This window comes from Enhygromyxa salina (genome assembly GCF_002994615.1).
In the GTDB taxonomy this organism is placed as follows: Bacteria; Myxococcota_A; Polyangia; order Nannocystales; family Nannocystaceae; genus Plesiocystis; species Plesiocystis salina_A.
On sequence record NZ_PVNK01000207.1, the window covers coordinates 69559 to 81353 of the forward strand.

Genomic DNA, 11795 nt, shown 5'->3' on the forward strand with positions numbered 1-11795 from the left:
ACACGACTGCTCATGGCCCTGGGTCAACGCATCGGCCGCGGACGACGGCAACAAAAGACCAAGCAGGTCGATCGCTCGGATCTGTTCGACGAGGAATTCCTCCGTCAGCTCGAGCTGCTCCAGGTCATCGCGCGTCGGCTGATCCGCGGGCGCCAGCGGGCCGAACGCAAGACCCGCAAGGTCGGCAGCGGGCTCGAGTTCGCCGACCACCGCGAGTACTCGCCCGGCGACGACATCCGCAACGTCGACTGGGGCGTCTACGCCCGCCTCGGCCAGACCCTGGTCCGGCTGTTCGAAGAGGACGAGGATCTGCCCCTGCGCCTGGTCGTCGACGTCAGCGACTCGATGCTGACCAAGGACGGCCAGAAGCTGATCTACGCCCAGAAGATCGCCGCCGCGCTGGCCTACGTCGGCCTCGCCGGGCTCGACCGCGTCGGGCTCACGGCCTTCTCGGCCAAGGTCCACGAGACGATCCCGGCGATCCGCGGCAAGGGCCGGATCTTTCGCGTGTTCGAGTTCCTCAAGAACACCCAGATCGGCGGCCCAACCGACATCTACGGCGGCTGCAAGCGCGTCGCGGCTCAGTCCTCGCAGCCCGGGGTCACGGTCGTGTTGTCGGATTTTTATGATCTCGAGGGCGCCTTCGACGGCCTCAACATGCTGCGCTTTCGCAAGCACGAGGTCGTCGCGATCCAGGTCCTGGATCCGATCGAGGCCAACCCCGTCGACACGGGCCTGCGCGGTGACGTGACCCTCGTCGACGTCGAGGGCGACGACACCCGCGACGTGACCCTCAGCGCGTCCTTGCTCGAGTCCTACGCCGAGGCCCACGAGCGCTTCTGCACCCACCTGGCCAACAAGTGCCGCTCGCGCGGGATGCCCTTCTTCAGCGCGTCGATCGACGAGCCCTTCGACGATCTGGTCCTGCGGATCTTCCGGCTCGGCGGGGTGCTCCGATGAACCTGGCTGGCTGGGCCCTCGCAGAGCTCGGGGTCGTGTTCGCGGTCGGCAGCGGCGTGATCACGCTGCTCTATCTCCTGCGCATGCGCAGGCGCCAGGTCGTCGTGCCCTTCGCCGCGCTGTGGGATCAGGTCACGCGCGAGAGCGAGAGCCGTCGGCTGTGGCGCAAGCTCCGGCGCCTGTTCTCGTGGCTGGTCCAGCTGCTGTTGCTCGCGCTCGTGTGTCTGGCGCTCGGCGATCCCCGGCCCGAGGTCTGGCTGCGCGATCCGGCGACCACCGCGATCGTGATCGACACCTCGGCGAGCATGGCCGCGGCCGCCGACGAAGACGGCAACACCCGGCTCACGCTCGCGCTCGAGCGCGCCCGGGCCGAGGTCGAGGCCCTCGGCCCGGCCGACCACGCGCTGATCATCGCCGCTGGCAGCGAGGTCTCGGTCCCGGCCCCGATCACCGGAGAGGCCGGCACGCTGCTGCGCGCGCTCGAAGAGGACGTCGCGGCCGGCCCCGGCGAGGCCGATCTGTCCCGCGCCCTGCTCCTCGCCCGCAACGCGCTCTCGGGCCGCTCGAGCCCCCGGATCCTGGTCTTGACCGACGGCGCCCTCGACGGGCCCGCGCTCGACGCCGTCGGCCGCTGCACCGCGCGCGGCCAGCTCGAGGGCGAGGCCCGCTGCGAGGTGTTCGAGATCGGGGCCGAGCACGAGGTCGGCAACGTCGCGATCACGGCCTTCGCCGCGCGCCGCTACCCGTCCAACCACGACAAGGTCGAGGTCCTCGTCGAGGTCCAGAACCTCGGCGAGCAGCCCGCGCGCTTCGAGCTGCGCGTGACCGCCGACGGGCTCCCGGTCGGCGGCAAGCAGCTCGAGCTCGCCCCCGGCGCCCGCGCGCGCGAGGTCCTGCCCAAGCTCGAGGCCGCGCGCGAGCGCCTCGTCGCCGAGCTCATCGCGCTGCCCAACGACCGCGAGTCTGCCGAGTCCCTCGGCCCCAAGATCGACGATCGCGCCTACGCCGTGATCCCGCCCCTCGACCCGATGGAGGTCGTGCTCGTCACCGACGGCACCAACTTGTTCCTCGAGGCCGCGCTGCTGACCCTCGACGACTACGTCCGGCTCACGACCTTGACCCCGAGCGAGGGCGATCCGTCCAACCCGGCGATCGAGACGGCCAACGTCGTGTTCTACGACATCGCCGACAACCCGCTGCCCGACCCGCTGCCCGACACCAACCTCGTCATCTTCGATCCCCACCGCCTCGACAAGACGCCGGTCCCGGTCGCCAAGCTCAAAGACCTGGTCAGCCCGCGCCTGTCCGAGCAAAAGAAGGATCACCCGCTGCTCGAGGGCGTCGTGTTCAAAGACGTGAACATGCACAGCGGCGACAGCTTCGACATCGACCCCGGCGACGTCGCGCTGGTCAGCCACCTCGGCGATCCGATCGTCGTGCTCCGCGAGGCCGAGCACGGGATGCTGCTGATCGGCTTTGATCTGCGCAGCTCCGACCTGCCCTTGCGCACGGCCTTCCCGCTGCTCGTCGCCAACGCCGTCGACTACTTCGGCATGCGCGAGGCCGGCTTCGTCGCCGCGATCCCGATCGGGGCCAGCCGCGACCTCGCGCTCGCAGACTTCGGCGTCCCGGGCATGGACGTCTCGCTGCTCGAGGTCACGCCGCCGGACCTCGACCCCGACGACGACGAGGCGCCCGAGCCCCAGCGGGTCCGCGCCCAGGACGGCCGGTTCCGGATGCGCGCGCTGATCCCGGGGGTCTACACGATCGCCGTCCAAGACGGCGACGCCGAGGGCTCGGTCGTCGAGGTCGCCGTCAACCAGGCCAACGCCGCGGCCTCCAACCTCGAGTCGCGCCTCGACGAGGCCACGGTGCCCGAGGCCAGCCGGGCCGGCGAGCCTCCCGACCCGGCGCCGCTGTCCGAGGGCCCGCTGTGGACGCTGATCATGCTGATCGCGGTCACCCTGATCGCTATCGAGTGGGCGACCTACCACCGAAGGAAGACCGTATGAGCGACTCGGACAAGCCAGCCGCTCCCGGGGCGGGGTCGGGCACGACCAAGCCGACGCCGCAGCCGAGCGGGATCCTGCCGATCTCACCGGGCGCCGCCGCCTCGATGAGCGCCGGGGCCAAGCCGCTGCGCGATCGGCCCGGCAAGCAGCGAAAGCGCCGCCCGGTTCGGACCAAGGTCGGCAAGAAGACCAACGAGCTCCTGCGTCACCCGCTCGCGCTGCCGATGATCGCGCTGCTCGCCGGGCTGCTCGCGGCCCGCGTGCTGCTCGGGGTCATCCCGCTGCGTGGCGCGCTCGAGCTCGACCTGCCCATGCAGCTGGCTGCATGGCTCAGCGAGTCCGGCGACAACCGCCTCGTCATCGCGCGGCCCCACGCCCTGTGGCTGATGCCGACCGTGGTGTTGCCCTTCTTGATCGTCATGGCCACGCGCACGCTGGTCGACGTGCGCCCGTTTCAGGTCGTGCTCCAGGTCCTGGTCCGGCTCCTGGTGCTCATGGCGATCGCCCTGGGCCTGAGCCAGCCGAGCCTCCAGTCGCCGATCCGCGGCAAGACCGTGGTCTTCGTGGTCGACACCTCCGAGAGCATCGACGCCGAGCAGCTCGCGGGCGCCGAGCAGCTCGTGCGCCAGGCCATGACCCTGGCCGACGACGAGGAGGCCGCGGGCGTCGAGCGCGAAGATCGAACGCGGGTCCGGCTCGTGACCTACGCCGGTCGGGCCAACGTGATCGAGCTCGGGCCGAACCTCAACCCCGACGACCTCCGCATCGGGCGTGATCCCGACAACGCCCTGGCCTCGGATCACGCCTCGGCCATGCGCCTGGCCGAGGCGCTGCTCGACCCGGACACCGAGGGCCGGGTCGTCCTGGTCACCGACGCGACCGGGGATCTGTCCGAGCGCGAGGGCCTCGGCCAGGCGATCTTCGACCTCGAGGATCGCGGCGTCGCCGTCCACACGCGCAGCTTCCCGGCCACGGTCCGCGGCGACGTGCTGATCGAGGCCGTGCACCTGCCCAAGGAGCTGCGGGTCTCGCAGAGCTTCGAGGTTGCGATCGACATCGTCGCAACCAAGGCCGGCAAGGTCCGCCTGAGCCTCGACAAGGACGGCAAGCCCAACGCGATGGATCCGAGCCGCGACATCGAGCTGCGCCCGGGTCGTCAGCAGATCAAGATGGCCGCGCGGGTCACCGAGCCCGGCCCGGTCCTGTTCGAGGCCCGCCTCGACACCGCCGAGATCGCCAAGGAAGACAACCGCAGCGAGATCAACGACAAGGCCGCCGTCGTCGGTGAGGTCGTCGGCCGCCCGCGGGTGCTGCTGGTCAGCGCCGACGCCTCGGCCGCGCTCTCGCGCGCGCTCGGCTCAAACCACCTCTCGGTCGACACGGTCGCGCCCAACGGGCTCCCGGCCGGCGCCGAGGGCCTGCGCAAGTACGACCTCGTGGTCTTCCACGACATCCCCTCGCGCTGGATCACCCCCGAGCAGGAGGCCGGCGTCGTCCGCTACGTCAAGGACGCGGGCGGTGGCTTCATCATGATCGGCGGCGAGAACAGCTTCGGCGTCGGGGGCTGGGGCGGCAGCACGATCGAGGAGGTCCTCCCGGTCCGCTTCTCCGGCGAGCGCCAGCGCGAGCAGCCGACCCTCGCCCTGGTCCTGGTCATCGACAAGTCGGGCTCGATGTCGAGCGAAGACCGCCTCGACCTGGTCAAGGAGGCCGCGCGGGCCACGGCCCGGGCCCTCGATCCCCACGACGAGATCGGCGTGGTCGCGTTCGACTCGGCCCCGCAGGTGCTGGTCCGGCTGCAGTCGGCGTCCAACCGTTTGCGCATCTCCTCGTCGATCAGCCGCCTGAGCGCGGGCGGTGGGACCAACGCGATGCCGGCCCTGCGCGAGGCCTACCTCCAGCTCGCCGGGTCCAAGGCCCTGGTCAAGCACGTGATCTTGCTGTCCGACGGCGAGTCCCCCGAAAATGGGATCAGCGCGCTGCTCGGCGACATGCGCGAGGCCGACATCACGGTCTCCTCGGTCGGCGTCGGCGCCGGGGCCGGCAAGGACTTCCTCGTCCGCGTGGCCGAGCGCGGTCACGGCCGCTACTTCTTCTCCGAAGACGGGACCGACGTCCCGCGGATCTTCTCGCGCGAGGCTCGCGAGGTGAAGCGCAACGCGCTGGTCGAGCGCAACCTCTACCCGCGCGTGGCCAAGCCCGTGCAGATGCTTCGCGGGATCAACTTCGACACCGCGCCAGGTCTGCGCGGGATCGTGCCGGTCAAGCCCAAGGCCCAGTCTGAGGTCATCCTCCGCACCCACTTCGGCGATCCGCTGCTGGTCCGCTCGCGCCGCGGGCTCGGGCGCGTGGCCGCGTTCGCGAGTGACGCCCAGCCACGCTGGGCCGTCAACTGGATCGGCTGGAGCGGGTTCCCGCGCCTGTGGTCGCAGCTGGCCCGCGACACCATGCGCCAGGGCGCCGGGATGATGGGCGGGGCCAAGATCAAGGTCAGCCCCGCCGCCGACCCGGGTGCCTGGCGCGTCGTCGTCGACGTCGAGTCGCCCGAGGGCTTCGCCAACGATCTGTCCGGCGCCGTCGAGGTCATCGATCCCTCGATCCCGGAGGAGAAGGGCGAGGACGGCGAGCTGCTCGACAACGGTCGGGTCCGCGAGGTCTCGCTCGAGCTCTCGGCCCCGGGTCGCTACGAGGCCGTGGTCCGCGACATCGAGGCCGGCCAGCGTCTGCTCGAGGCTCGGCTGTTCGACGACAGCCAAAACCCGCCGCGGCTCGCGGCCGAGGCGATCTCCCACGTCAGCGTGCCCTATCCGGCCGAGCTCTCGCCCCAGACCCTCGAGCCCAACGCCGAGTGGCTCGCGGGCCTCGTCGAGCGCGGGACCACCAGCGGGCCGGTCGACGAGGTCGTGACGACCCCGGGTGACGCCAACGGTCGGACCCGGACCAAGCCGCTGTGGCCCCTGGTCCTGGTCTGGCTCCTGCTCCCGCTCCTGGTCCTGGATCTGCTGCTGCGTCGTGTCAGTCTTGGAGTCCGCAAGGTCAGCGTCTGACCGAGCCGGCTTCCGATGGTCCGCCGATCCCCACAACCTCCGAGCTCGTTTGTGTTTGGGCTCGCGTTGGTGAGCGTGCTCGCCTGCACCAAGCGCGAGGCGCCGCTGACGGATCCGGACCCGCGATCGAGCCAGCGACCGAGTGACATCGGCACCACAGCTAAAGATGACTCTCCGGTCGTCGACGCCGAGCTCGAGCGAATCTGCGTTCACAGCTACGAAGTCCTGATCGTGGCCACGGGTATGGCCTCGGCCGGTGTTCGTCGCGACTTTGTGGCTAGCTGCGTCGCTGGAGCTCAGACCAAGCGCGAGGCGCTCGGTGAGCTCGCTTGGGCCGAGCGTGTGGGCTGCATCCTCGCGGGTGAGACCGCGGACGACCTTGGCCGCTGCGACGGTCGTGAGCCGCCATCTGCGCGCGAGCCTGCTGTGTCGCCGGGCAGGGGGGTCGCTTACGCGGCCGTCTGTGAGCACATCATCACGACCATGGAGGAAGAGTTTGGGGCTGCTTTGATCCCCGCTGGCGAGCGCCCCAAGTTCCTCGAGACCTGCGCCGAGCAGCTCGAGCAAGAGGCCAAAGACAACCCGCAAGAGTCTGAACGGCAGGCCCGCTGCATGCTCGAGGCCACCTCGTTCTCGGATTTCGAGCGCTGCGCGAACTGAACGACGCTCGCGTTGAACTCTAGACCGGCGCTTGGGGAATGCTTGGCGCCTTTGACGACAGTGTTACACTCAATGACATGCTCGCTTCTTGGGTCCTGTGCTGCGTGCTCGTCGCGGCGCCGCCGGCCGGCGCCGAAGACTTGGCCAGCGCCGAGGCTCAGGTCCTGTTCCAGGATGCGCAGGCCAAGTACGAGACCCACGACTACGCGGGCGCGATCGAGCTGTTCACGGCTGCCTATGCCCGCGCCCACGACATCGAGGACGGCGAGGTGCGGGATCAGGCCCTCGGCCGGCTGAGCTTCAACCTCGCTCAGACCCACGTGTTGGCCTACGACATCGACCTCGAGCCCCAGCATTTCGTCGTCGCCCGCAAGCTGCTCGCCGACTACCGCGGCTACGAGCGCGCCCTCGGCCGTGATCCCGACGTGGACACCGACGTGATCCGGCTCGAGAACGAGCTCGCCGAGCGCGAGCGCATCGAGGCCGAGGCCGAGGCCGAGGCCGCGGCCGAGGCCGAGCCGGGCGAGGTCGCGCTCCCGGTCGCGGACACCTCCGTCCGCGATCGTCGACGCCGACGCGTGGGCATCGCGTTGGTCTCGCTGGCCGCGCCTTTCGGCGGTCTCGCGGTCGCGGGCGCGGTGATCGGCACGGGCGCCAAGTCCGAATTCGAGGAGGGCACCACCGGCGACCTGCGCCTGGCTGCAACGTCTCGGGGTCGGACCGGCGACATCCTGCTCGGGGTCGGCGTGGGCTTGGCCGTGATCTCGGCCGCGACTGGCGCGACCTTGCTTGGCCTGTCGTTTCAGTCCGAGCGTGGACACGTCGCCGTGCGCGCCACGCCGGGTGGCCTCGTGATCGGAGGCGCATTTTGAGCTTCGCGCCCGATGTTCGGTGGCGCCGATGGCTCGGAGTCCTGGGGCTCGGAGCGCTCGCGGGCTGCTTCGGCAACCCCGAGACGCTCGGGTTGCCGTGTGTCGAGGACGCCGCGTGTTTCGACGGTCAGGTCTGCGGGCCGCAGGGCATGTGTGTCGAGGCTTCAGACGTGATCGGCAACGGCACCGGCGACGGCGACGGTGGGGACGGTGACACCGGGAACGGAGACGGGAACACCGAGGACGGGGAGGGAGGCGGCGATACCGGAAACGGGGGCGAAGACGGCGACGGAGACGGCGATGCCGGTGATGTCGGTGATGGAGATGGAGACGGAGACGGAGATGGAGATGGAGATGGAGATGGCGACCCCGGAGACGGCGACACCGGAGACGGGGACGACGGGGACGACGGGGACGAGGGCGACACTGGCGACCCCGTGTGTGGCAATGGGACGCGCGAAGGCAGCGAGGTCTGCGACGGCGCGGATCTCAACGGCAGCACCTGCGCCGACTTTGGCTACGGCGGCGGCGTGCTGGTCTGCGAAAATTGCGAGCTCAACACCACCGGCTGCTGCCTGAGCGCGGGCCAGAACTGCGAGCTCAACACTCAGTGCTGCAACCCGATGAGCTGCCTGGGCCTGCCCAACCTGCTCAAGTGCGGCTGACTCGGGCTCTTCCGCTCATCGGGGCGCACCGCGATCGGGGTCGTCGTCATCGGGATCCGCGGCGTCGCGGGCGGACAACTCGTGACCGATCTGCGCCGCGCCGTCGAGGACCTCGTGGACTCGGGAGATGGTCTCCTTGAGCCCGTCGAGCACATCTTGCAGTTCGTCGCTCGGTGCTTGGATGTGACGCCGAAGCAGGGCGAGCTGCAGACCCAAGGGGTTGATCGCGTTGCGTATCTCATGCGCGAGAAGGCGCACCACCATGCCGACCGCTTGATCGTCGGCGTTGCGCGCGAGCGCCTCCAGCCGTTGATGCCTTGCACCATTCACCAGGCATACGATAGGCGCATTACAAGATCCGCGATACGCAACTTCGCCGGTACCCGGCCCAGCGCGTCCGCACTTTTTGCCGCCGACCGCGGGCTCATATCTCGTGTAATTGAGCGAGCCGCGATGGGCGAGGGAGTCGATGAAAGCGAGGCGGAGCTGGGCTTCGACAGTTCGTGCGAGGCGCCGGAGCAGGTCGCGCGCGAGGTCACCAAGCCGGTCTCGATTGACGAGGTGCTGACGCGCACCGGCGACCTCACGCATTGCAGCTGGATCCCCACTGGCACGCTGATTCAGGGCTGTTATCGCGTTCTTGGCCAACTCGGCGAGGGCGGGATGGGCCTCGTCCTCCACGGCGTCGACGAGAAGCTCGAGCGCGAAGTCGCGATCAAATTCATTCACCCCAAGCACGTCGCCACGCGCGACTTGCGCGATCTTTTTGTCAAAGAGGCGCGAGCCACGGCGCGAGCCCGGCACCCGAACCTGGTCGAGATTCACGCCTTCGGCGAGTATCAGGGATCGCCCTACTTCGTCATGGAGTACATCAAGGGCACGCGGCTCGACGCGTGGGTCGCCGACCATCCCTGCGGGCGGGTGTCCCTCGATGAGGCGCTCGGGGTGCTCGACCAGTTGTGCCGGGGCGTCGCGGCGCTACATGCGGCGGGCGCCGTCCACCGCGATCTCAAGCCCGGAAACATCCTGATCGGCCCAGGTTTTCGCGTGATCCTGACGGACATGGGCCTCGCCGCCAACCTCAGCGAGCGGGCCAAGGGCAGCGAGGCGCTGGCCGGGACGCCAGCCTACATCGCCCCCGAGGTCGCAACTCAAGAGCGGGTCCCGAGCCGCTACGCGCACTCGGCCGACGTCTACGCCCTCGGCGTCATCGCCTACGAGCTGCTCACGGGCCGGTTGCCCTTCCAGGCCAAGAACGCGACCGCGTTGATGGAGGCCCACGCCTATCAGACCGCGCCCGTGCCGAGCGAGGTCGCGCCCGAGCTGCCGGTCGTGTTTGACGTCGTGCTCAAGCGCGCGCTGGCCAAGAACCCGGCGCAGCGCATCGAGTCGGCCGACGCGCTGCGCAAGGCCCTGGCGATCGCGCGTGAGAGCCTGTTGAAGCCGTGCGAGCCGATGCGGATCCTGATCGCCGACGACGATCCATCTTGCCTGCGCTGGACCGCGAAATTCGTCAACACCTCGTTTCCCAACGTCACGCTCGACCTCGTGCCCGACGGGGCAGCCGCGCTCGAGCACGCGCTGCGCAACCCGCCGGCGATCGCGATCATCGATCTAAACATGCCCGGGCTCAACGGGGTCCAGCTGACCGCGGCGCTCAAGGCCAACGAGTGCACCCGCGAGGTGCCGATCGTGGTCGTGACTGGCGTCGGCGGAGCGACGGACTGGCGGATCCTGCATCAACTCGGGGCCTCCGGGTTCCTGGTCAAGCCCGTCGACCCCGAGGCCCTCAACGCAATTGTCCGCCGACTGATCGGCCACTAACCCCAAACCAGTCCCCTCAGAACCTGGTCAGGAACCACGAGACCATGCCGTCTTTGTGGCTCGCGCCCTTGATCCGGGTGCGGGCGTGAAGGTGGGCCCTGCCGGGCTCGCCCTCGCCCGGGGCGACCTCGGGTCGGACGAGGCGCTCGACCGGCTCACCGAGGAGCTGGCCGCGCAGGGCTCGGAGGGCGTCGGTGGTCGTGAAGATGCCCGAGGGCCGGTCCTCGCGGGTCACGATCGCGCTGCCGAGGCGATCTCGCTCCATGCGCTCGACCACGGCCAGCAGCGGGCTGTGCTCGGCGCAGGAGAAGGGCACCGTCGCCATCGCCATCTCCACGGTTGCGACGTCCGGATCAATGCCGCGCAGCGCGGCCGCGGCCGCGATGTCGCGGGTGCTGATCAGCCCGACCAGCTTGCCCTCGTCGTCGACGACTGGCAGGTGGCGGATATTGTCGGAGTACATGCGGTCGAGCGCGTCGGACAGGCGCATGCCGGTCTCGACAGTCACGGGCAGCTCGGTCATGTAGTCAGACACGAGGGGCAATTCGTGGCGGGTCATCGCATGGAGTCAAACACTGGTGTGCTGGTGTCTCCACCACGCCCGCGAGCAGAATTTGCAGTGCCAGGTCGTAGTCGTATTTAGGGCTGGATGCACACGCCGACATTGTCGAGCATCGGCGGCGCGTTGTCCGGCTCGAAGAAGGGCGCGCAGCCAAGCGGCGGGGCGCACGGATCGGGACCGTCGAGGTCGCACCATGACGTGCAGCAATTCGGGTCGTTGCCCTCGCAGCCGGGGACCAGGGCCTTGCCGACGCAGGCGAGGCCCGGGAGGCAGTCGTTGTAGTTGTCGCAGGCCTGGTTGGGGCCGGACGGCGTTCCGGTCAGGGCGCAGTCGAACGCGCCGCCGGCCCAGTAGCAGCCGTAGTCCAGGGGGCAGTCTTGGGCCAGCGGATCGCACTGCTTGGAGCACAGCGCGACGGCCCCGGAGAACAGGCAACCCCAGCCAGTCGGGCACATCAGGTCTTGCGGGCTGCCGACGCAAAAGGGCACGCAGGTGCCGTGGAGCTCGCCCTCGGACCACTCGAGGTTCCAGCAAAAGCCCTCGCCGTCGCAGTCGTCCTGGGCCTCGTTGTAGTCGCTGAGGGTGCACGCCTCGCCCCAGCTCTTGTCGCCGAGGATCGGCATGCACTTGTTGGCGTCGAGGAAGGTGCTGCCGGGCTGGGTCGCAAAGGGCACGCACTTGTGGGTTGGGAAGCAGTCCTGGGTCAGCGGCTCGCAGGGCTCGTTGGTCACGTCGGGGGGGGTGCCCCAGGTGTCGCCGCCCCAGTCGTCAGTGTCGCCGTCGCCGTCGCCGTCGGGACCTTCGGCGGGGTCGCCGTCGCCGTCGGCCGTGGTGGTGGTCATGGTCGTGGTCGACCCCTCGGCGCTGGTCGTGCTCGAGTCGCCGTCGCCGGAGTCGTCGCCGACGGTCTCGCTCGAGTCGGCGCTGGTCGTGCTCGGGGACGGCCCGTCATCTGCGCTGTCGCTGGCGTCGGGCCCCGAGTCGTCCGCGCTCGCCACGGTGTCGCCCTCGCCCGCGGTGCCGAAGCCGAGATCGCGCAGGAGCCCGGGGCCGCACCCGGTCCCAACGACGAGCACCCCAAGCGCCAGCCACCTGGCCCGGCTCGCCGAACGACCTCGCATCGATGTCTAAGGTACCAGAGCGATGGTGGCGGCGCCCACAGGAGCTCCGGGGGTGACGTCCCGCGGCGCGAC

The 11795-nt window shown here is 69.7% G+C and carries 10 protein-coding genes; 7 read left to right on the plus strand and 3 right to left on the minus strand.

Annotation, left to right across the window (positions count from 1 at the left end; genetic code table 11):
• The first annotated feature begins 12 nt into the window (after positions 1 to 12).
• The 6 genes from ENSA5_RS24275 to ENSA5_RS38160 all read left to right on the plus strand — a co-directional run bounded on the left by ENSA5_RS24275 (position 13) and on the right by ENSA5_RS38160 (position 8216).
• Entirely contained in the window at positions 13 to 960 is a 948-nt protein-coding gene (locus ENSA5_RS24275; RefSeq protein WP_106394074.1) for a DUF58 domain-containing protein, read from the plus strand.
• Positions 957 to 2972, plus strand: coding sequence for a vWA domain-containing protein (locus ENSA5_RS24280; protein ID WP_106394075.1), 2016 nt, complete (start codon positions 957 to 959; stop codon positions 2970 to 2972). The genes ENSA5_RS24275 and ENSA5_RS24280 overlap by 4 nt, the downstream gene beginning before the upstream one ends.
• A complete protein-coding gene (locus tag ENSA5_RS24285) occupies positions 2969 to 6019 on the plus strand; it encodes a VWA domain-containing protein (RefSeq protein WP_106394076.1) in 3051 nt (1016 codons plus the stop codon). Before ENSA5_RS24280 ends, ENSA5_RS24285 begins: the two co-directional genes overlap by 4 nt.
• A 69-nt stretch (positions 6020 to 6088) precedes the next feature.
• Positions 6089 to 6679 carry a hypothetical protein gene (locus ENSA5_RS24290; RefSeq protein WP_146156059.1) on the plus strand — a complete coding sequence of 197 codons (591 nt, stop codon included), beginning with the start codon at positions 6089 to 6091 and terminating at the stop codon, positions 6677 to 6679.
• Between the two features lie 77 nt (positions 6680 to 6756).
• Positions 6757 to 7551, plus strand: coding sequence for an outer membrane protein assembly factor BamD (locus tag ENSA5_RS24295; RefSeq protein WP_106394078.1), 795 nt, complete (start codon positions 6757 to 6759; stop codon positions 7549 to 7551).
• Positions 7548 to 8216 (plus strand): hypothetical protein, encoded by a 669-nt coding sequence (locus ENSA5_RS38160; RefSeq protein WP_181198087.1) that lies wholly within the window; start codon positions 7548 to 7550, stop codon positions 8214 to 8216. Before ENSA5_RS24295 ends, ENSA5_RS38160 begins: the two co-directional genes overlap by 4 nt.
• Positions 8217 to 8231: 15 nt before the next feature.
• On the opposite strand, the gene ENSA5_RS38165 is transcribed toward ENSA5_RS38160, so the two are convergent.
• Entirely contained in the window at positions 8232 to 8897 is a 666-nt protein-coding gene (locus ENSA5_RS38165; RefSeq protein ID WP_181198088.1) for an ATP-binding protein, read from the minus strand.
• Between ENSA5_RS38165 and ENSA5_RS24315 the strand changes: the two genes are divergently transcribed.
• A complete protein-coding gene (locus ENSA5_RS24315; protein WP_181198089.1) occupies positions 8880 to 10040 on the plus strand; it encodes a protein kinase domain-containing protein in 1161 nt (386 codons plus the stop codon). The two genes, ENSA5_RS38165 and ENSA5_RS24315, sit on opposite strands and share 18 nt — an antisense overlap.
• A gap of 16 nt (positions 10041 to 10056) precedes the next feature.
• On the opposite strand, the gene ENSA5_RS24320 is transcribed toward ENSA5_RS24315, so the two are convergent.
• Positions 10057 to 10599 carry a CBS domain-containing protein gene (locus ENSA5_RS24320; RefSeq protein ID WP_106394082.1) on the minus strand — a complete coding sequence of 181 codons (543 nt, stop codon included), beginning with the start codon at positions 10597 to 10599 and terminating at the stop codon, positions 10057 to 10059.
• Positions 10600 to 10679: 80 nt separating this feature from the next.
• A complete protein-coding gene (locus ENSA5_RS24325; protein ID WP_146156061.1) occupies positions 10680 to 11723 on the minus strand; it encodes a hypothetical protein in 1044 nt (347 codons plus the stop codon).
• Positions 11724 to 11795 lie beyond the last annotated feature (72 nt).